Below are 18242 nucleotides of genomic sequence, written 5' to 3'. Positions count from 1 at the left end.
ATTCTTCAGTCCGCCACAACGGATTCTGTGGGTTCGGGCTGCCGGCGGGATGGGGCGGTGCGGGCGTGGGTGGCGTAGAGGGTTAGGCCTACGAAGGTGAGGCCGCCGACGAGATTGCCGATGACGGTGGGGATTTCGTTCCAGATGAGGTAGTCGGCCAGGGAGAAGTCGCCGCCGAGGAGCAGGCCCGAGGGGAACAGGAACATGTTGACGATGGAGTGTTCGAAGCCCATGTAGAAGAACAGCATGATGGGCATCCACATCGCGATCACCTTGCCCGACACCGAGGTCGACATCATCGCGGCGACCACGCCGGTGGAGACCATCCAGTTGCACAGCACGGCGCGGATGAACAGGGTGAGCATGCCCGCGGCGCCGTGTTCGGCGTAGCCGAGGGTCCTGGATTCGCCGATCTCGCCGAGCTTTTCGCCGACGACGCTGGGGTCGACGGAGAAGCCCATGGTCAGGATGATCGCCATCATCACCGCGACGGTGAACGCGCCGGCGAAGTTGCCGACGAACACCAGTCCCCAGTTGCGCAGCATCGAGCGCACGGTGACGCCGCGCCGCTTGTCGATCAAAGCCAGGGGAACCAGCGTGAAAACGCCGGTGAGCAAGTCGAATCCGAGTAGGTAGAGCATGCAGAACCCGACGGGGAAGAGCACGGCTCCGAGCAGTGGCTCGCCGGTGTTCACGGTGATCGTCACCGCGAAGGCGGCGGCGAGGGCGAGGATCGCGCCCGCCATGTAGGCGCGGATCACGGTGTCGCGGGTGGACATGAACGCTTTGGCTTCGCCCGCGTCGATCATCTTCTCGACGAAGTCCGCCGGTTTGAGATAGGACATGGAAACCCCTTCGTAGTGCCTCTAGCGCAGGAGTTTTCGCTGTCGAGGTTGCCTCGCGATCACCGGATGTTGCTCCCACGTAAATAGTGGTATTCCACTATGGCGGCGAGTGCCCCCGAATGGCAGGCTAGCGGCGACCCCGACCCTAGGAGCCCGCATGCAACCGATCCTGAGCAAATCCGCCGCCGCCGACCTCATCGTCGCCGCCCGTATCCGCAAGGATCTGACGTGGGCGGGTATCGCGGAATCTCTCGGCGCACCCCTGGTCTGGACGACAGCGGCCCTGCTCGGCCAGCACCCGATGACCGCAGAACAAGCCGCCGCCGTCTGCACCCTGCTCGACCTAGACGACACCGTCGCCGAAAGCCTGCGCCTGCAACCCTCCCGCGGCGCCGACCCGGCACAACTGTCCGACCCCACCATCTACCGCCTCGTCGAAGCGGTCTCGGTCTACGGCCCCGCCCTCAAAGAACTCATTCACGAGGAATTCGGCGACGGCATCATGAGCGCCATCAACTTCAACATCGACATCGCCCGCCGCCCCCACCCCGACGGCGACCGCGTCGTCATCACCCTGGACGGCAAATTCCTCGACTACCGCTGGTGAACCCAGCCGTGTACGGCACGAGGCAACTCTGTCGACGTGCCGGCCGAGGATCCGGGCGTAAGCCCGCGGGACAGTGTTTCCCGAGGTCGGCCGCGGTGTGGTAGTTGTTGCGGGTGCTCATGCCTTCGCGTCCGTACCTAATGGTGTTGTGCGCCTTGGTGTTCACAGCGGGGTGCTCGATCGGGGACGGTGGTACGACGGGAAGCGCTGTCCCCGAGGTTCGGTCGTATTCGGCGTTGCCTTCGTCGTGCGAGGCGGTGGATGTGGCGGCCCGGGAGGCGCTGGGTCGGTTCGCTGGGTATCTGGACGACCCGGAAACACGATTGCAGGCCGCAGACACCGAAATGCCGCACCGCGCGAACGAGCTGATCTGTACGGCGAGCTTCGATGCCGACCCGGTCCCCGCCGGTGATGTCATGCCCGCTGCTGGACCGCTGCTGCGCACCGTGACTATCGAGCTGAGTCGCGCTCCGGTTTCGCCGCCGCAGATTCACGTCACGAGGACGCCGATGGCGTCGAATGCCGTTGAGCGTGAGCACTTCAGCACACCGCGCCGACTCGACGGAATCGGCGACGACGCGATGATCCGGGACCAGGATCAAGCCGGAGCGATGCGGAGCTGGGCGACCGCGGCAGTGGGTAACGTCAGGCTCGAGGTCGTCACGTCCGGAATGGATTGGAGTGGCGGCGCGACGCCTCCGGTCTGGAGGTCACCGACCATGCGTGACGATCTGAGCTCAGGTGCCCAGGCGGTCCTCGCCGAGCTTGCCCGTGAGCTGCCCGAAAGTCTGCCCATCGCGACGAGCGAACCACCGTCTACTCCGACTGCTCCCCCCGGTACGACCACGACAACGGTGCCCGTGCCCGTGTGGAACCCTTGCGCTATCCCTGAATCTGCCATCGTCGCAGCCGGATTGGACGCTTCGAAGAAGGAGAACGGTACCGGCGGCGGATGTCGATGGCGGGGCGACGGGTACACAGTCGAGATCTTGGCGGGCGCCGAACCATTTCATGAGGTGTACTACAGCCACTACGGCTGGTACCCGACGCCGCGACCGATCAAGATCCGAGATCGGCCTGCGCTCATGGTCACCAAGGCTTTCGGTGGCGCTGGTACCGACGTCGACGACGGCTACTGCGAGCTCGGGTTCGACACACCTTTCGGCACGAAGAACGGCATCCCGACCGGTCGCGTCAGCATCGAACTGTGGGACACCGTCGACCGCAAGCCGGCCGCGGTGTGTAAGGACCTCGCCCGCTTGGCGGAACCACTCGTCGCCCACATCCCACCCAGCAGATAGCGGGCGTCGAACAAGCCGCGCAGGGGTGCCGAGTCGACCGATGACCGAGTCAACGCGTTGAGTCTGGTTCTTGGCTACGGGTGACATGCCGATCCTGGTAGCGGCTGATCAGCTTTTCCATGTCAGCACGGTGCTGCTCGTCTGCTTTTCGGGCCATGCATGGAATGCAGCCCCACCGTAGCGAGTCGTTGACACAGCATCCGCCCAGGATGATCTCGCCACGCTCGGCGCGTTCGCGCATCGGCGGGCTAGGTTTGCCATAGGCGATCCGGGTCATCGGGCCACTGCATTCCGGACAGTGCGGTGTGTCCGCTCGCTTCTCCAGCACCTGGACAGTGTGGCGGAATGAGTGTTGTCGCGCCCACGGATCAGGGTTCTGGCGTCAGCGCGGGCGCGTCGTCGAGGGTGTCTGCCGGTGTCTCGGGGTCGCCGAGGGCGGCGGTGGAGGGTTCGCCGAGGCGGACGGTGACTACGCCGATGAGGATCAGTGCGCCGCCGAGCAATTGGATGGGGCGGGGGGCCTCGGCGAGGAGGATCCAAGCGAAGATCAGGGCGGCCAGGACTTCGGTGAGGGCTACGAAGGAGGCTAGGCGGGAGCCGAGGCGGCGGGTGGCGGCGATGCCGGTGACGTAGGCGATGGCGGCGGTGACGATGCCGATGAGAAGGATGGGGATCCACCAGGGGGTGGTGAAGTCGGCGAAGACGGCCGGGTTTGTGGCGGCGTGCAGGGGGACGATGCCGACGGCGCCCGCGAGGAGCAGGGTCAGGCCGCCGATCAGGAGGCCGCCTGCGGCGAGCACGGTGCCGGGCAGGTCGCCGCCCTCGGCCGACAGCAGGAAGTACGCGGCGGCGCCGACCATCGAGCCCAGCGCCCACACGATGCCGACCGGATCGGTCGACACCCCGGACAACACGTCGAGGACCAATATCAGGCCGGTGATGCCGAGGGCGGCCCCCGCGATGGTCGCCGCGCCGGGCCGTTGACGATGACGCGCCCACAACCAGCCGACGATCGCGATCGGGGCGGCGAACTCGATGAGCAACGCGGTGCCCACCTCCATGCGCGCGACCGCGTTGAAGTATGCGAGCTGGGTGCCCGCCACGGCGATCAAACCGTAGACGGCGATGAGGCTCGCGTTGGCGCGCACCAGCTGCCAGTTGCCCTTCAGTTGGTGAATCGCCAAGGGCAGCAGGACGACTCCGGCGAGCAGCACGCGCGCGGCGACCACCGCGGCCGCACTCCATCCCGCGTCCATCAGCCCGCGGGCGAGCGGGCCCGACATTCCGAACGAGGTGGCGGAGGCGAGGGCGAAGAACAGTCCGGTTCGGATCCGGGCCGCGCCGTCATGAGTCAAAGTCTCCATGACTAATGACGGTAAATTCGTTGAGGTAATATGTCAACGTGGTTTTTGCTCATGACACCGAGGCGGCACTGCTGGCGGCGGTAGAGCTGGTCAACTCCGCCGAAGACCCCGACACCCTGACCGAGACGGCCCAGCTCGCCGAGTTCTTCGAACGGCACGTCTACACGGGCGTGCACGCCGGTGACGCGGCTGAACTGGCCGCCGTCCGGGCCCTGCGCGCGCCGTTGCGCCGCATCCTCACCAGCGACCGGGACGCCGCGGTCGCCCTGGTGAACGAGACCCTGGCCGAGTATCGCGCGGTCCCGCAACTCGTCCGCCACGGCGAGGTCGACTACCACGTGCACGCTGTCCCAGCGCAGGCGCCGCTGCCTGTTCGCATCGCCGTCGAGACCGCGATGGCCATGATCGATCTGATCCGCGCCGACGACCTGAGTCGCCTATCGATCTGTGCGGACGCGGATTGTGAGGGACTCGTGCTCGACCTGTCGCGCAACCGGTCCCGTCGCTATTGCAGCACGGCCTGTGGAAATCGCAACGCCGTCGCCGCCTATCGCGCGCGCCAGAAGTAGCCCACTGCACCGTGATTCGCGCCGAAGCGAGGTCCGCGCGCTAGCTCGGCAGCCGTTGCGCGAGCCCGTCGAGCAGCGCCGCGAGTCCGAACTCGAAATCCCCCACGGCCGTGAGGGTTTCCGTATCGGCCCGCTCGAGCCGTGCCCGCAGCCGCGGGTGCGGCAGGGCGATCTCGCCTGCCTCGTCGAGCGCGGCCTGTAATTCGACCGCCGGATCGCGATCTCCGCGCCCGAGCCGCCGCCGCAGTGACACGTCGGCCGCGGCGCCGGCGGCGTTGCCGAGGATCAGCGTGAACACCGCCCCCATCGCTTGGTCGGCCGCGTCGTCGGCGAACCCGGCGTGCTCGTACACCGTCAGCGCGACCTCATCGTGGCGAGCTTTGTTCGGCCCGTAGAGCAGGTAGCTCGACTGGGCCTGCGCCAGCCAGGGATGCCTGGTGATGGTTGTGTACAACCCGCGAGCCAGCTGTTCGGCGGCCGCGCGCCAGTCGAGCGAGCCGGGATCGGGCAGGGCGATTTCGCCCCATGTCTCGTCGGCGGCCAGGCGAATCAGGTTGTCCTTGTTCTTCACATGCCAGTACATCGCGGTCGGCGCGGAGTCGAGCCGCTTGCCGAGGCTGCGCATGTTCAGCCCGTCCAGGCCCTCTTCGTCCAGGAGTTCGATCGTGGTGGCGACGATCTGTTCGCGGGTCAATGTCTCACGCGGCATGCCCCAACCATAGGGGCTCACCTGGCACTTTCACAAAGTTCAAGAAACTCCTTGCACTTAGTTCAAGTCGCGGGCTATTGTACTTTTACATAGTTCAAGAAGGGATTGACCAGCATGAACGTCCTCCTCGCCGCCATCGATCTAGTCATCGCCGCCGCATTCGTGAGCATGCCGATCGTGCGTCATCGCTACGGCGCGGCCGCCATGGCCGCCGCCGAGTCCGAGCTGGCCCGGCAGGGCGTGCGCACCACCGCGCTCACCGAGAACGGCATGCGGTTCGACGCCAGCGGCCATGAGAGTGCCGCGCCGATCAGCATCGCCGCGATCATGATCGCGCTCGCCGGAGTCAACCTCGCTGACCTGGCCGTCGCCCAGCCACTGAACTGGGTGGTGTTGACCTTGGTTCTGCTCGGCAACACCGTCATCGTCTACAGCAATCACACTGCCGTGAGCTCGGTGCGCACCGCGTTCCGCCGCAAGGGCGATCCCGAACTGACCCGCATCGACGTTCCCGCACTGCTCGCGGCCGCCGAATCCGGCTTCCCGGCCTGGACTTGGACCCTGCAGACGCTGCGCAACATCACCGTTTTCGGCGGCACCATCCTCGGCCTCGCCGCCCTCGCCCTTTCCTGAAACAGCAAGCAAGGAGAAGACCATGTCCGCTCTCGCCCAGTTCATCGCCGCCACTGCCACCGAATTCGGTATCCCCGGCGTAGCCGTCGGCGTCTTCGTCGACGGTCACGAGATCTTCGCGACGCACGGCGTCACCGGCGTCGAGAACCCGCTTCCCATCACCCCCGACACCCTGTTCGCCGCTGGCTCGATCACCAAACCGGTGACCGCGACCGCGCTGATGCGGCTGGTAGCCGACGGCAGGGTCGACCTGAACGCGCCTGTGCAGCAGTATGTTCCGGAGTTCACCGCCTCGACCGACATCACGGTCGCAAACCTGCTCAACCACACCGCGGGCCTGGACTGGAACCTCCTCGTCGACAGCGGTGAGGGTGACGACGCGCTCGCCGAGTTCGCCCGCCAACTGGGCGATCTCCCGACGATCGGCAAGCCCGGCGAACGGTCCTCCTACAGCCAGGCCGGGTTCAACCTCCTCGGCCGGGTCATCGAAACTGTCACCGGACAGAGTTTCGAGAGCGCGGTCCATGATCTGGTGCTCGCGCCAGTCGGCATGAACAACAGCGTCTTTCAGCTCTCCGACGTCGTCACCCGCCGCTTCGCGATCGGCCACGAACTCGGCGCCGACCACGAAGTGAGCGTCGTGCGGCCGTGGAAGGGCAACCGCGCCAACAATCCCGGCGGCGGCCTCGCCACAACCGTGGTCGACCAGTTGCGATGGATGCGTGTCCATCTGGGGACGAACGACGTGCTGCCGGCCGACATGCTCACCCACATGCAGGAGCCGACCGTGCAGTTGCGGGCCAGTTCACTCGGCGACGCGATCGGCCTGTGCTGGTTCGTCCGCGACATCGACGGTGTCCGAACCATCGGCCACGGCGGTTCGGGCTTCGGGCAGTTCGCCGAACTGCTTCTCGTCCCCGAACGCGACTTCGCGGTGGTCGTGATGGCCAACGCCGGTCCCGATGGCATCGCGTGCAACCAGCGGATCGTCCGCTGGGTTCTCGCGCACTACCTCGGCATCGACGATGTCGACCCGGCACCGCTGCCTTTCGACGCCACGGCCGCCGCGGAACTGCTCGGCCGCTACGAGATCGACGCGATGACCTTCGACATCACCGCGACCCCTTCGAGTCTGGTCCTCGAGGTCAGGATCAAGCCGGAGTTGCGCGCGGCCGACCCGGCGCTCCCGCCCGACCACGCGCCGTTCGACTTCGGCCTGCTGCCGGGCGCGGGTGACGAATACATCGTCACCTCAGGAGCTTTCGTCGGCCAGCGTGGGTACTTCAGCCGTGACGAGAACGGCGCGGTGAGCGGAGTCGACCTGGCTGGACGGTTGTTCACGCGCATCGGCTAGCTCGAGACGGCCGTACCGACCAGCGCGTCTACCGGACCTTCGGGCACTTCTTCCCCGCCAGATGGCACTTGTCCTCGAACCCCGCAGGCAGCCAAGTCCCGGTCTTCAGCAGCGGGTGATGCGGGAAATGTCGCAGCGCGGCGGTGACGAAAAGCAGTGCTGCCCACGGAGTCTGGATCTGTATCTGCTGGAGTTTGCCGTCCCGGTCGGGGAATCGGCAGCCGACGCGATCCGGCGAGGTGAGGTCGATGGATTCGAGTGCGGACCAGTACAGCGAGAACGACCGATCAGGGTTGGTGAGATGCAGTCGGCGATCCGAGATCATCACCGACCCTGCCCGTTCCGCCACCCAGCGGGGTTGCGCGGCGGCCGCCGCCTGTGTGCGCCGGGTCCGGTTCACGACGGCGTTGCCCAACTGCGCGGCCGCGACGATCGGGGCCGGGCCTGCGCCGGGGCCCCGGTGACGAGTCGAGTTGCCGTCGCCGGTCGCCCGCCACGTGTACCAGTTGACCGACCCCTCGGCCAGGCCGACCTCACCGGGCTCGATCCGCACCCGGGTCGCGGTGTGCGGGATCAGCGCCACCTCACCGCGCGCGAGGAGATCGGCCACCCCGCACGTGTACAGCAGGTAGTCGTCGAACCACGTCCACCCGGCCTGTTCGGCCAGGGCGCGTTCGATATCGGCCAGCGGGTCGAACACCACTCTCATCACCACCCACCCGTGCGGACATGCTGCCTCAACGGTAGCCGAGACCGGCGACAATCCACCGTCGAGAGTTCGCGAGCCGGCTGCTTGCGCCCGCGGCGACGCGATCAGCGTTCGCTGTCCGGCATGGCCATCTGTTCGTCCGCGTACCGCTCGCCCGGTGCCGTACCCGCACAGTGATCAGGGCGCCCCGGTGACATAGGCCAGCGCGGTATCGATCGCGGGCTGACCACCCGCCATCGCGTATCCGGCGAGAGCGCCGATCGCCGCACCCGCCACGGTGGCGACCGGGACGGTGATGAAGTCCAGGATGAAGAGGCCGAGCGGGAAGCCGAGCACGAAACCGATAGCAGCCCCGATGGCGGCGCCTTCGATGATCTGCGGTTGCAGGCGCTGGGTTTCGGCGAAGAAGCGTTCCTGGGCGCTGATATCGCGCACGGGTGCGGTGGCTTCGCCGATCGGGGTGAGGGTCAGGCTGGTGCCCTTCTCGTCGATCGACGGCGTGAGCGGCACCGCGTGCTCACCGACGCGCACAACCATCGGCAGCGCCGCGAGAATCGCACCCGATTCATCGGTCACCGCAACGACTTTCGCGTCGTGGACGAGCTGGAACCGCCCCGCGTCGATGCTGGTGACCACCGCGCGCCGATCATCGGTCGCGCTCACCTGGTAGTTCACACCCTTGTCGACCCCGCGCAGCGACGGCGCCGAAACCGGCTGCTCGGCGACAACCGCGGCGGGCTCGGCGTACCCGTTCCCGGCCGCCGCCACGATGACCCCCATCGCGAGCAGCGCCGCCCCGACCCCAGTGCCGATCCTCATCCCGCAAGCCTCCTGCTGCTCCACCCGGGCCCTTTTCGTCCCGTTCGTCGCGGCAAACCTAGCCGTTGCGGCCTCGTTCGGAAAGTCCACAGCCGATCGAGCCGAACAGCTCAGCGCCTCGTGTCCGACGTTTCCGCAGCGGCCGGTGGACGTCGCGCGAACTCCGGTGCGCGCTCGGGGCGCAGACCGATCCCGCCGAGATAGGCGGTGATTCCGGCGAGCGCGGGCACGGCATCGACGACGCGCAGCGACAGCGGTGCGGTGTGCAGGGTTCCCCGCAGTGCGGGCGCGATGAGCATGTCGTGTTCGCCGCGCTGGGATCGCTGGGTGAAGCTCGCGGGCAGCATCCGTCTGCGCTGCACCTTTTCCAGATCGGCGATCCGCACGGTGCCGTCGAGCAGTGGCTGCGCCAGGATGCGCGCGGCCGCCACGGCGTCCTGTACCGCGAGGTTGACGCCGACGCCGCCGACCGGTGACATCGTGTGCGCGGCATCGCCGATGCACAGCAGGCCGGGCACGTACCACCGGTCGAGCATGCCCACCGTCACCTCGAGCAGCTTGACGTCGTCCCAGGTCCGGATCGCCGCCGTCGCCCCGGCGGGCCAGCCGAAGAGTTCGGTGACGCGATCACGCAGCCATCGCACGTCGTTGGCATCGCGAAGCGCTGCGTCGCAGCCCTTTTCGATGATGTAACCGGTCTGGTAGTAGTCGCCGCGGTCGATGGCCACCGCGGAGTTGCCGTTGGTGAAGCGCGCCTGCACCGCACCGCCGTCGATGTCGTCCACCGCTTTCGGGATGCGGAAGAACCACATGTCCATCGGCACGTCCTCCATCCGCTGACGCAGGCCCGCGGCCTCGCGCGCCACGGAATCGCGTCCGTCGCAGGCGATCACGAGATCGGCGCGCAGCGCGTGTGCGTTGCCGTCGGCATCGCGATAACGCACTCCGGCCACTCGTCCGCCCTCGTCGATCAACCCGGTCGCGGTCGAGCGCATGCGCAAGGTGAAGGTCGGCTCCTCGGCCGCGGCACGCACCAACAGGTCGAGGAAGTCCCACTGCGGCACCATGGCGATATGCCGGTACTTGCCGGGAATTCGCGTGAGATCGGCGGCGACCACCATGCGGTCGCCTGCGTACATGCACATCCGGTTCAGCTCGGAACGCGGCAACCTGGCGAACTCGGTGCCGAGACCCAGTTCGTCGATCAGCCGGACCGTCGACGGATGCACGGTGTCGCCGCGAAAATCCCGGAGGAAGTCGGCATGTTTTTCCAGCACGGTGACCTCGACACCGGCTCTGGCCAGCAGCAGGCCTGCCATCGTGCCCGCGGGGCCACCGCCGACGATGCAGCACGTGGTCTTGTCCATGAGTTCCCCCTCGATGAGTCCCGCCAGGTCCTACGACAAAGCGTAGTAGGCAATTCTGCGCTCCGTCCAGCGTTCGGCGAAAGGGGCTTGACCGGATGGCGTCGCCACGCAATACTGAACTAGATGGTTCAGTATGACTTCCTAGACGCCTCGTTCGGGGCGCTCGCGGACCCCACCCGGCGGGGCATCCTCGAGCAACTCGGGCGTGGGCCCGCGAGTATCAGCGAGTTGGCCGAGCGGTTCGAGATGACGTTGACCGGCATCAAGAAGCACATCGGGCTGCTCGAGGACGCGGGCATGGTGGTCACCGAGAAGCGTGGGCGGGTGCGGTACTGCCGGATCTGTGAGCACGTCTTCGATCGTGAGGTGGCCTGGATGCAGGGTTATCGGCAGATGCTCGAGGCCCGGATGGACCGTCTCGGTGAATTCCTGCAACGAACGGAGCCAGACCAATGAGCACAACCACCAACGACGCGGTCATCACCTCCACCTCGGACCGCGAAGTCCACATCGAACGCGATTTCGACGCGCCGCTGGATCGGGTGTGGGACGCCTTCAGCCGCATCGAGCAGCTTTCGCGCTGGTGGGGCCGCGGCCACACGGTCGACATCGAGCGCTGGGAGTTCCGCAAGGGCGGGCACTGGCGTTTCGTCGAACACGAGGGCGACGAGTCCTACGGTTTCGAAGGCCGCTTCCGCGAGATCACCCCGAAGCAGCGCATCGTGCAGTCCTTCGAGTGGGACGGCATGCCCGCCCATATCTCCATCGACGACACGACCTTCGTCGACCTCGGCGACGGCCGGACCAGGGTCGTCACCGACAGTGTCTTCCACACGGCCGAGGAGTGTGCTGGCATGCTCGCCTCGGGTATGGAGGGCGGCCTCAACGACAGCTACCGCGCGCTGGACGCCCTGCTGGCCAAGGGGCGCTGAGCCGCGCTACCTCGATGCGCGCCGGGGGAGGCCGCATCGAGGTAGCGCTGATTCCCGGGTGCGAAGGCGATTCGGCCTCCGAGTCAGTGGTGTGGGCAGCCGGTGGCTCGTTTGCGCGGCTTCAGGCGCAACGGCGGTAGTGGCGGAGCGGGGATCCGCTCCTCGGGGGTGTGGCCGACGACCGTGGGAAAGCGGCTGGTGTCGCGAGCTTCCCACGCCCCGCGTGCCTCGACGATCTCGTCGTGACTGCGGGCGACGAAGTTCCACCACATCACCAGCTCCTCGACGAAGGGTTCGCCGCCGACCAGCGCGAAATGCGCACCGCCGGAACTGGTCAGGCGCAGCTCGGCGCGGTCGGTGCCCAGGTACAGCAGCGGTCCCGGGGTGAGTTCGGTGCCGTCGACCGTCACCGTGCCCGCGATCACCAGCACCGCGTGCTCGAACCCGCGCTCCACCGGCAGCCGTACCTCGGCACCGGGATCGAGCACGATATCGGCCCCGACGATCGGCGTGTAGGCCTTCGCCGGTGAGGTGACATCACCCAGCGCGCCGATCAGCACGGTGGCACGCAGCCCTGCCGCCGAGTAGACCGGCAGTTCGCGATGCTGCTCGAAATGCGGCTCGATGCCCGTCGCGGTGCCGGGCAACGCGATCCACAGCTGGAGGCCGTGGCCCGCCTCGGCGCCGGGCACGCCGAACTCCGAGTGCGCGATGCCGCGACCGGAGGTCATCAGATTCAGCTGCCCCGGTTCGATCTCGACGTCGGAGCCCACCGAATCGCGATGCCGGATGCGCCCGTCGAGCGGCCAGGTCACCGTCTGCAGGCCGATGTGCGGGTGCGGCAGGATGTCGGGGGAGGCGCCCGCCTCGGTCGCGGTGGCCGAACCGAACCGGTCGAGGAAACACCACGCGCCGACGGTCGGTAGATCCCGTTGCGGCAGTGTGCGTTCCACGTATACGCCGCGCACACCCCCGAGCGGCACCTCCCTGGCCGGGTACAGCTCGGCGACCGGCCCGGGGCTCGGCGACGGCTCGCACACAGCCTCGCCGGGATGCGCCTCCAGGTCACTCACCAGCGATGCCCTTGCCCACCACGTGCGCGTCGTACTCGGGATGCTTGTCCAGCCAGCCGCGGATGAACGGGCAGTGCGCGGTGATGGTGCGTCCGCGCGCGATCACGTCCTCGATGGCCCGACGGGCGAGCACCCCGCCCAGGCCCTTGCCCGCGAACGCGTCGTCGATCTCGGTGTGGATGAAATCGGTGTCGTTGCCGCGCTCGATGTACTCGGCGAAACCGGCGAGCTCGTCGTCGAGGAACACGTCGTAGCGGTTCTTCTCGACGTTGTGCACGACGCGGCGTTGCGCCTCGGTGGTCTCGGTCATCTGCGTGTGCTCCTTTCGCACCGGTACCGGTGCACGGCGGATCAGTACGTGAACGGTGCGGCCCGGACGAGCACCGACCGGTATTCGTCGAAAAGAACTGTTCGTCACCTGCTGCTATTCCGCGTGGACCGCGCGGCTCGGCGGCGATCGTCGACCGCGACCATCGCCGCCCCGCCGCCGCTACTCGCGCCCGGCCGAGGTGAACGTCATATCCGCGTACCGGCTGCCCGCCACCTGCCCCGCGATCGGTTCCAGCGTCGCGAGTTCATCGGCCGACAGCCGCACCGACGCCGCGGCGACGTTCTCGGCCAGTCTGGTCCGCTTGCGGGTACCGGGGATCGGCACCACGGACAAGTTGTGCACACTCGCCCTCGCGTGCACCCACGCGAGCGCGACCTGCGCCTGGGTGATGCCGTGTGCCGCGGCGATCGTGGCCAACGGTGTCAGCAATTCGGCGTTGTGCTGGGCGTTGTCGCCGGTGAAGCGCGGCTGGAATCGACGGAAGTCCTTGTCGCTCAGCTCTTTCGCCGAGGCGAATGCGCCGGTGAGAAAACCACGCCCCAGCGGCGAATACGGCACGAACGTCACACCGAGTTCGGCCGCGGCGGGCACCGCGGTGCGTTCCACATCGCGGGAGAACAGCGACCACTCCGACTGCAGCGCCGCGATCGGGTGCACCGCGTGCGCGGCGCGCAGTTCGTCCCCGGTCACCTCGGACAGGCCGAGCGCCCGTACCTTGCCCGCCGCGACGAGTTCGGCCATCGCGGCGACGGTCTCCTCGATCGGCACGGCCGGATCGCGCCGGTGCATGTAGTACAGGTCGATCGCGTCGACGCCGAGCCTGCGCAGGCTGGCATCGACGGAGGCGCGGATGTAGGCGGGGGAGTTGTCGAAACCGCGGAAGCGCGGGTCGTCGGCCTTACGCACCATGCCGAATTTGGTGGCGATCAGCAGGTTTTCGCGGTTGGCGCGGACGAAATCGGCCAGGAATTCCTCGTTGTGGCCGGAGCCGTACACGTCGGCGGTGTCGAACAGGGTGACGCCGAGTTCGAGTGCGTGATCGAGGGTGGCTTGCGATTCGGCCGCATCGGTATCGCCGTAGAACTCGCTGATACCCATGCAGCCGAGCCCCTGGGCGCCGATCAGCGGGCCGTCGGCGCCGAGGGTGGTGGTCGGCAGTGTCGCGGTGGTGCTCATATGTCGCTTCCTTCGCTCGTGGGCACGGTGATCGTGGCGGGTCGGCCCACATCGGATCGGCCTTCGTAGATGGCGATCTTGTAGTCGAGAACGGCCACGGTCTGTTGCAGCTCCGCGATCTTGTCGAGCACGTCGGATCTGGTCTGGCGGAACATCTCCAGCCGCTGCGGATAGGTCTGCTCACCGGCCCGCACCAGTTCGGCGTAGCGGATCATGTCGGCCACCGGCATGCCGGTGAGCCGCAGCCGCCCGATCAGCGCCAGCCACTCGAGGTCGCGGTCGCTGAACCGGCGGTTGCCGGTGTGATCGCGACCGATGTACCCCATCAGCCCGATCCGCTCGTACCAGCGCAACGTGTCGCGGCTGAGCCCTGATCGCTCGGCTGCCTGGCCGATCGAGTACTTCGGGCGCTCGTGCTCCCGATCTCCGCTGTCGGCGCGCAGGGCGGTGTCCTGATCCATCGTGCTCGTCCCTTCCCGTGGAACTTCCTCGACGCTATTCACCTGGAGTGCACTCCAAGCAAGCGTCGATTTTCCCCGAGCGAGCGACGTCAGCTGTAGTTCGGCAGCTCCTGGATGGCCCACTTGTTGCCGTCTGGATCGGCGAAGAACGTGAACCGGCCCCAGCCCATGTCCTCGACAGGGGTGGCTTGCACGCCGGCGGCGATCAGCTGTTCATAGGCCTTGTCGGCGCTGGCCACGACCATCTGCATCCCCTCGACGCTGCCCGGTGCGGCGCTGGTGAGCCCGCGGCCGATGCAGATCGAACACCCCGAACCTGGCGGGGTGAGCTGCACGAATCGGATATCCGGGCTCGGCGTGTGGTCGTGATCGGCGTTGAAGCCGATGCTGGTGTAGAAATCCTTGGCCCGGTCGACATCGGTGACCGGGATGGCAACGAGTTCGATTTTCCAATCCATGTGCTCGAGCATGACACGGTTGTCCGACAGAAACGTAGTGTGGATCACATGGCTGGTAAGGACATCGACCGCGTCAGGGCCCGCTCGGCTTGGGAAACGGTCAAGGAGAGCCCGGTGATCACCGCGATCGCGGTGGCGCCGGTGGTACTCGTGCTCGGCGTGGTCTGGGCGTTGACGAACGGCTTCGTCGCGTTGCTGCTCCTGGTGTTACTCGGGGTGGGCATCGTCGTCGGAGGCAAGTTGCTGAAGTGAACCCGGCACCTCAGCGAGGCACGTGGAACGACGTGAGTTCGCCGGTACCGGGGCCGAGCTGTGCCCACGGCCGGTCGAATTCGAGCACTGCCAGCGCCGAGGTGGGGAACTTGCGGCTGAGTTCGGTCGCCTGATCGGATTCGCGATTGCTCGCCAGTTCCCATGCGGTCCAGGGGATTCCGGGCACATGGCCGACGAGCAGCAGCGTCGAGATGGAGTCGTCGGTGAGTCCGATCAGCTCCAGGAGGGTGTGCGGGTTCGCGTCGTAGATGTCATCGGTGTACTCGACCGGCGCCGTGATGCCGGTGCGCGCCAGCGTCTGCCTCGTCCGTTCGGCGGTCGAGCAGCGCACCGCGTCGATCGGCGGCTGGGTGGCCCGCAGCCAGTCGCCTGCCAGCGCCGCTTCGCGTTCGCCACGCGGTGCGAGCGGGCGCGCGTGGTCGTCGACATTGTCGGGGTAGGCCGATTTTCCGTGCCGCATCAAGATCAGGGTCGCCACCATCAGACCACCGTAATCCCGGGCAGGGGTGAGGTGGCAGTCACACTCGAGGCACACTGAAAGCTGCGTCACCATCGATGCGTTCACGGCACACCCCGCCGCGAGCCGTCGCGGGGGCGCCTCGAGCCACCGACCACACATTTCGAGGATCTGCACCTATGGCCTACGTCATCACGCAGCGTTGTTGCAACGACGCCAGCTGCGTCACCGAATGCCCGGTCGACTGCATCCGCCCGACTCCGGATCAACCGGAGTTCGCCACGGCGGAGATGCTGTACATCGACCCCGACACCTGCATCGACTGCGGTGCCTGCGTCGACGCGTGCCCGGTGGACGCGATCTTCTCCGAGGATGACCTGCTGGCCTCGCTGTCCAGGTACCGCGAGATCAACGCCGCCTACTTCCAGCGTCACCCGCTCGAGTCGAATTTCGACCCGCTGAGCACGCCCACCCGTCCGCCCAAGAGCTTGGGCACGCTGCGCGTCGCGATCGTCGGCGCGGGCCCCGCGGCCTGTTACGCCGCCGACGAACTGCTGCGGCGCAGCGATGTCGAGGTCGAGATGTTCGACCGGCTGCCGACCCCGTGGGGTCTGGTGCGCGCGGGCGTCGCTCCCGATCACGCGGGTACCAAGGGCGTGGCCGAGATGTTCGAGTCGGCGTTCCGTCGCGACACGCTGCAGTACTACCTCAACGTCGAGGTAGGCGAGCACATCGATCACCAGGAGCTCCTCGATCACCACCACGCGGTGATCTACGCCGTCGGCGCTTCGAGTGACCGCTCGCTCGACATCCCCGGCGAGGACCTGCCCGGCAGTCACTCGGCCACCGAGTTCGTGGCCTGGTACAACGGCCACCCCGACTTCGCCGAGCGCGAGTTCGACCTGTCCGGCGAGCGCGCGGTGATCGTCGGCAACGGCAACGTCGCCCTCGATGTGGCGCGCGTGCTCACCGGCGATCCGGACGAGCTGGCCAAGACCGACATCGCCGACCACGCGCTGGATGCCCTGCGCCGCAGCAATATTCGCGAGGTCGTCGTGCTCGGCAGGCGCGGTCCGCTGCAAGCCGCGTACAGCTCGCCGGAGTTCCTGTCGCTCACGCATCGCAACAATGTCGACGTGATCATCGACCCCGCCGATATCGAGCTCGACCCGCACAGTCGCGCGATCCTCGACGATCCGAACATCGAACCCTCGCTGCGCCTGAAGTACGAACTGGCGAAGGAGTACTCGACGGCGAAGCCGGACTTGTCGAACAAGCGGATCGTCTTCCGCTACCTCGCCACGCCGACCGCCGTGCACGGCACCGACGCGGTGACCGCGCTCGAGTTCGCGCACAACGAATTGACCGAGGAGAACGGGCAATTGGTGGCCACCGCCACCGACCGCACCGAGACCATCGAGACCGGATTGGTGTTGCGTTCGATCGGTTACCGCGGCGTGCCCGTCGCCGGCCTGCCCTTCGACGAGCGGCGCGGCACGGTGCCGAGCGAGCACGGCCGGGTCATCGACGCGACCCAGCCGGTCCCCGGCGTCTACGTCTCCGGCTGGATCAAGCGCGGCCCGCGCGGCGTGATCGGCTCCAACCGCGTCGACGCCGAGGAAACCGTCGAAGCGGTGATCGCCGACTTCATCGCGGGCAAACTCACCGCGCCGACCGGCGACCGGGCCGCCCTGCGCGCCCTGCTCGCCGAGCGTCAGCCCGACCTGGTCGACCGCAAGGCCTGGAAGACCATCGACCAGGCCGAGAAGTCCGCGGGCAAGGCAGCAGGCAGGCCACGGGTCAAGTTCACCACCCGCGCCGACCTGCTCAAAGCAGCCAAGGGCTAGCCGCTGGGCCCCGGCGCCACCCAGGCGCCGGGGTAGGCGGTCGAGAATTGGCGGCGCCGGCCGCCAAGACTATTGCGGTAGCGGCATGATTCGGACGACGGTCGTCGTGACGCCGCCGACCACGAACCACAGTCGCAACACCATCTGTCCGGTGTTGTCGCCCGGTTCGTGGCGGGCGCGCACGGTGATGTGCTCGCGGGCCAGCACCGGCGCCACATACTCGATCACGGCGCGGTGCGGGCCCGCGACCAGTTTCGGGTAGTCGACGAGGAACTGTTCGACGGCCTGCCAGTAGCAGGCGTTGTTGACGTGGTTGTACTGGTCGATATCGGTCGCGCGCACCGGGAACGGCAGGTCGGTATCGGACTCGCGCGGCGCCGGATCGGTGAGGTACGGCCGCCACCGCAGGCGGTGCTCGTCGGTGGATCGGGCCAGGTAGGCGAGGCCGTCGTCGCTGATCCGAGCGGGGAGATTGCTCGATTCGCTGAGGTTGATCCAGAATCCCTCGGTCTCGATCAACCCGCCGCGTTCGCTGGTGATCCGCGTGCGCATGTTCGTCCAGCGGGTGGACATCGACGAACACCAGCGCTCGAGATGCACGTTGTCGGGCCATACGACCGGCCGGATCACGTCGATGACGGTGCGGCGCACGATCCAGGTGGGATCGGTGAGGTGCAGCGCCGTCTGGTTCAGTTCGTCCCAGGCGATATCGGAGAGGTAGCGCGCCACGGCATCCAGGCGCAGCCGTTGATAAGGATCCACGTCGCCGGCCCGGACGGGCCACGCCGTGGCGAAACCCGTGCCCTCCTGCGGAAGCGGGGCCAGTGGCTGATCGAGTGACACGTGTGCTCCTTGCACGGCCCACCAGGTGCGCCGCGACTTCTTGCGTAGTTCTGTACACGACTTTACGGGTCGCAGATCACACCCTCGCGCCGAGTCGGGACTAGCGGTACCAGG

Annotated in this window: 23 protein-coding genes; 9 read left to right on the top strand and 14 right to left on the bottom strand. The window is 67.3% G+C overall.

Features of this window, described 5'->3' with window-relative positions; all coding sequences use genetic code 11:
* Positions 1-5: 5 nt before the first annotated feature.
* Complete coding sequence (locus tag ACWZHB_RS25000; protein ID WP_427904248.1) at positions 6-845, bottom strand: formate/nitrite transporter family protein; 840 nt, start codon at positions 843-845, stop codon at positions 6-8.
* A gap of 157 nt (positions 846-1002) precedes the next feature.
* Here ACWZHB_RS25000 and cynS point away from each other — a divergent pair, with 157 nt between their 5' ends.
* Positions 1003-1452 (top strand): cyanase, encoded by a 450-nt coding sequence (cynS, locus tag ACWZHB_RS24995; protein ID WP_427904247.1) that lies wholly within the window; start codon positions 1003-1005, stop codon positions 1450-1452.
* Between the two features lie 263 nt (positions 1453-1715).
* A complete protein-coding gene (locus ACWZHB_RS24990) occupies positions 1716-2753 on the top strand; it encodes a DUF3558 family protein (RefSeq protein ID WP_427904246.1) in 1038 nt (345 codons plus the stop codon).
* Between the two features lie 49 nt (positions 2754-2802).
* Here ACWZHB_RS24990 and ACWZHB_RS24985 read toward each other — a convergent pair whose 3' ends face one another.
* Both ACWZHB_RS24985 and ACWZHB_RS24980 read right to left on the bottom strand, forming a co-directional pair.
* Positions 2803-3030, bottom strand: a complete 228-nt coding sequence (locus ACWZHB_RS24985; RefSeq protein WP_427904245.1) for a hypothetical protein — start codon at positions 3028-3030, stop codon at positions 2803-2805.
* Positions 3031-3121: 91 nt separating this feature from the next.
* Positions 3122-4117: an EamA family transporter gene (locus tag ACWZHB_RS24980; protein ID WP_427904244.1), complete on the bottom strand. Its 996-nt coding sequence runs from the start codon at positions 4115-4117 to the stop codon at positions 3122-3124.
* Between the two features lie 38 nt (positions 4118-4155).
* Between ACWZHB_RS24980 and ACWZHB_RS24975 the strand changes: the two genes are divergently transcribed.
* Positions 4156-4686 (top strand): CGNR zinc finger domain-containing protein, encoded by a 531-nt coding sequence (locus tag ACWZHB_RS24975; protein ID WP_427904243.1) that lies wholly within the window; start codon positions 4156-4158, stop codon positions 4684-4686.
* Between the two features lie 40 nt (positions 4687-4726).
* Here the strand turns inward: ACWZHB_RS24975 and ACWZHB_RS24970 are convergent, their stop codons facing one another.
* Positions 4727-5395, bottom strand: a complete 669-nt coding sequence (locus ACWZHB_RS24970; RefSeq protein WP_427904242.1) for a TetR/AcrR family transcriptional regulator C-terminal domain-containing protein — start codon at positions 5393-5395, stop codon at positions 4727-4729.
* Positions 5396-5509: 114 nt separating this feature from the next.
* Between ACWZHB_RS24970 and ACWZHB_RS24965 the strand changes: the two genes are divergently transcribed.
* Positions 5510-6028, top strand: coding sequence for a hypothetical protein (locus tag ACWZHB_RS24965; protein WP_427904241.1), 519 nt, complete (start codon positions 5510-5512; stop codon positions 6026-6028).
* Between the two features lie 22 nt (positions 6029-6050).
* Positions 6051-7382 carry a serine hydrolase domain-containing protein gene (locus ACWZHB_RS24960; RefSeq protein WP_427904240.1) on the top strand — a complete coding sequence of 444 codons (1332 nt, stop codon included), beginning with the start codon at positions 6051-6053 and terminating at the stop codon, positions 7380-7382.
* A 28-nt stretch (positions 7383-7410) separates the two neighbouring features.
* Here ACWZHB_RS24960 and ACWZHB_RS24955 read toward each other — a convergent pair whose 3' ends face one another.
* The 3 genes from ACWZHB_RS24955 to ACWZHB_RS24945 form a co-directional block, all read right to left on the bottom strand.
* Positions 7411-8091 (bottom strand): hypothetical protein, encoded by a 681-nt coding sequence (locus tag ACWZHB_RS24955; RefSeq protein WP_427904239.1) that lies wholly within the window; start codon positions 8089-8091, stop codon positions 7411-7413.
* Between the two features lie 177 nt (positions 8092-8268).
* Complete coding sequence (locus ACWZHB_RS24950) at positions 8269-8910, bottom strand: hypothetical protein (protein WP_427904238.1); 642 nt, start codon at positions 8908-8910, stop codon at positions 8269-8271.
* A 110-nt stretch (positions 8911-9020) separates the two neighbouring features.
* Positions 9021-10277, bottom strand: a complete 1257-nt coding sequence (locus tag ACWZHB_RS24945) for an FAD-dependent oxidoreductase (RefSeq protein WP_427904237.1) — start codon at positions 10275-10277, stop codon at positions 9021-9023.
* A 123-nt stretch (positions 10278-10400) separates the two neighbouring features.
* Between ACWZHB_RS24945 and ACWZHB_RS24940 the strand changes: the two genes are divergently transcribed.
* Together ACWZHB_RS24940 and ACWZHB_RS24935 are read left to right on the top strand one after the other, a co-directional pair.
* The gene (locus ACWZHB_RS24940; protein ID WP_427904236.1) at positions 10401-10733 is read left to right on the top strand and encodes an ArsR/SmtB family transcription factor; all 333 of its coding nucleotides are present in this window, start codon (positions 10401-10403) and stop codon (positions 10731-10733) included.
* Complete coding sequence (locus tag ACWZHB_RS24935) at positions 10730-11209, top strand: SRPBCC family protein (protein WP_427904235.1); 480 nt, start codon at positions 10730-10732, stop codon at positions 11207-11209. The genes ACWZHB_RS24940 and ACWZHB_RS24935 overlap by 4 nt, the downstream gene beginning before the upstream one ends.
* An 83-nt stretch (positions 11210-11292) precedes the next feature.
* Here the strand turns inward: ACWZHB_RS24935 and ACWZHB_RS24930 are convergent, their stop codons facing one another.
* The 5 genes from ACWZHB_RS24930 to ACWZHB_RS24910 form a co-directional block, all read right to left on the bottom strand.
* Complete coding sequence (locus tag ACWZHB_RS24930; protein ID WP_427904234.1) at positions 11293-12282, bottom strand: pirin family protein; 990 nt, start codon at positions 12280-12282, stop codon at positions 11293-11295.
* Positions 12275-12592 carry a GNAT family N-acetyltransferase gene (locus tag ACWZHB_RS24925; RefSeq protein ID WP_427904233.1) on the bottom strand — a complete coding sequence of 106 codons (318 nt, stop codon included), beginning with the start codon at positions 12590-12592 and terminating at the stop codon, positions 12275-12277. The genes ACWZHB_RS24930 and ACWZHB_RS24925 overlap by 8 nt, the downstream gene beginning before the upstream one ends.
* Before the next feature lie 180 nt (positions 12593-12772).
* Positions 12773-13789: an aldo/keto reductase gene (locus tag ACWZHB_RS24920; RefSeq protein ID WP_427904232.1), complete on the bottom strand. Its 1017-nt coding sequence runs from the start codon at positions 13787-13789 to the stop codon at positions 12773-12775.
* Positions 13786-14250 carry a MerR family transcriptional regulator gene (locus ACWZHB_RS24915; RefSeq protein WP_427904231.1) on the bottom strand — a complete coding sequence of 155 codons (465 nt, stop codon included), beginning with the start codon at positions 14248-14250 and terminating at the stop codon, positions 13786-13788. The genes ACWZHB_RS24920 and ACWZHB_RS24915 overlap by 4 nt, the downstream gene beginning before the upstream one ends.
* A gap of 89 nt (positions 14251-14339) precedes the next feature.
* Positions 14340-14708 (bottom strand): VOC family protein, encoded by a 369-nt coding sequence (locus tag ACWZHB_RS24910; protein WP_427904230.1) that lies wholly within the window; start codon positions 14706-14708, stop codon positions 14340-14342.
* Between the two features lie 48 nt (positions 14709-14756).
* Here ACWZHB_RS24910 and ACWZHB_RS24905 point away from each other — a divergent pair, with 48 nt between their 5' ends.
* Complete coding sequence (locus ACWZHB_RS24905) at positions 14757-14960, top strand: hypothetical protein (protein ID WP_427904229.1); 204 nt, start codon at positions 14757-14759, stop codon at positions 14958-14960.
* Positions 14961-14970: 10 nt separating this feature from the next.
* On the opposite strand, the gene ACWZHB_RS24900 is transcribed toward ACWZHB_RS24905, so the two are convergent.
* Positions 14971-15462, bottom strand: a complete 492-nt coding sequence (locus ACWZHB_RS24900) for a SixA phosphatase family protein (RefSeq protein WP_427904228.1) — start codon at positions 15460-15462, stop codon at positions 14971-14973.
* Between the two features lie 155 nt (positions 15463-15617).
* On the opposite strand from ACWZHB_RS24900, the gene ACWZHB_RS24895 reads away from it, so the two are divergent.
* Positions 15618-17285, top strand: a complete 1668-nt coding sequence (locus tag ACWZHB_RS24895; protein ID WP_427904227.1) for an FAD-dependent oxidoreductase — start codon at positions 15618-15620, stop codon at positions 17283-17285.
* A gap of 69 nt (positions 17286-17354) precedes the next feature.
* Here the strand turns inward: ACWZHB_RS24895 and ACWZHB_RS24890 are convergent, their stop codons facing one another.
* A complete protein-coding gene (locus tag ACWZHB_RS24890; RefSeq protein WP_427904226.1) occupies positions 17355-18128 on the bottom strand; it encodes an acyl-[acyl-carrier-protein] thioesterase in 774 nt (257 codons plus the stop codon).
* Between the last annotated feature and the right edge of the window lie 114 nt (positions 18129-18242).

The organism is Nocardia sp. FBN12 (assembly GCF_054031145.1).
Note: the sequence above shows the minus strand (reverse complement) of the source record. Positions and strands in the feature narration are given on the sequence as shown.

Bases quoted from the DNA above. Each gene is read 5' to 3' on its own strand.
- ACWZHB_RS25000 (WP_427904248.1), bottom strand. From the start codon at position 845: ATGTCCTATCTCAAACCGGCGGACTTCGTCGAGAAGATGATCGACGCG.
- cynS (WP_427904247.1), top strand. From the start codon at position 1,003: ATGCAACCGATCCTGAGCAAATCCGCCGCCGCCGACCTCATCGTCGCC.
- ACWZHB_RS24985 (WP_427904245.1), bottom strand. From the start codon at position 3,030: ATGACCCGGATCGCCTATGGCAAACCTAGCCCGCCGATGCGCGAACGC.
- ACWZHB_RS24980 (WP_427904244.1), bottom strand. From the start codon at position 4,117: ATGGAGACTTTGACTCATGACGGCGCGGCCCGGATCCGAACCGGACTG.
- ACWZHB_RS24970 (WP_427904242.1), bottom strand. From the start codon at position 5,395: ATGCCGCGTGAGACATTGACCCGCGAACAGATCGTCGCCACCACGATC.
- ACWZHB_RS24965 (WP_427904241.1), top strand. From the start codon at position 5,510: ATGAACGTCCTCCTCGCCGCCATCGATCTAGTCATCGCCGCCGCATTC.
- ACWZHB_RS24960 (WP_427904240.1), top strand. From the start codon at position 6,051: ATGTCCGCTCTCGCCCAGTTCATCGCCGCCACTGCCACCGAATTCGGT.
- ACWZHB_RS24955 (WP_427904239.1), bottom strand. From the start codon at position 8,091: ATGAGAGTGGTGTTCGACCCGCTGGCCGATATCGAACGCGCCCTGGCC.
- ACWZHB_RS24950 (WP_427904238.1), bottom strand. From the start codon at position 8,910: ATGAGGATCGGCACTGGGGTCGGGGCGGCGCTGCTCGCGATGGGGGTC.
- ACWZHB_RS24945 (WP_427904237.1), bottom strand. From the start codon at position 10,277: ATGGACAAGACCACGTGCTGCATCGTCGGCGGTGGCCCCGCGGGCACG.
- ACWZHB_RS24940 (WP_427904236.1), top strand. From the start codon at position 10,401: ATGGTTCAGTATGACTTCCTAGACGCCTCGTTCGGGGCGCTCGCGGAC.
- ACWZHB_RS24935 (WP_427904235.1), top strand. From the start codon at position 10,730: ATGAGCACAACCACCAACGACGCGGTCATCACCTCCACCTCGGACCGC.
- ACWZHB_RS24925 (WP_427904233.1), bottom strand. From the start codon at position 12,592: ATGACCGAGACCACCGAGGCGCAACGCCGCGTCGTGCACAACGTCGAG.
- ACWZHB_RS24920 (WP_427904232.1), bottom strand. From the start codon at position 13,789: ATGAGCACCACCGCGACACTGCCGACCACCACCCTCGGCGCCGACGGC.
- ACWZHB_RS24915 (WP_427904231.1), bottom strand. From the start codon at position 14,250: ATGGATCAGGACACCGCCCTGCGCGCCGACAGCGGAGATCGGGAGCAC.
- ACWZHB_RS24910 (WP_427904230.1), bottom strand. From the start codon at position 14,708: ATGGATTGGAAAATCGAACTCGTTGCCATCCCGGTCACCGATGTCGAC.
- ACWZHB_RS24905 (WP_427904229.1), top strand. From the start codon at position 14,757: ATGGCTGGTAAGGACATCGACCGCGTCAGGGCCCGCTCGGCTTGGGAA.
- ACWZHB_RS24900 (WP_427904228.1), bottom strand. From the start codon at position 15,462: ATGGTGGCGACCCTGATCTTGATGCGGCACGGAAAATCGGCCTACCCC.
- ACWZHB_RS24895 (WP_427904227.1), top strand. From the start codon at position 15,618: ATGGCCTACGTCATCACGCAGCGTTGTTGCAACGACGCCAGCTGCGTC.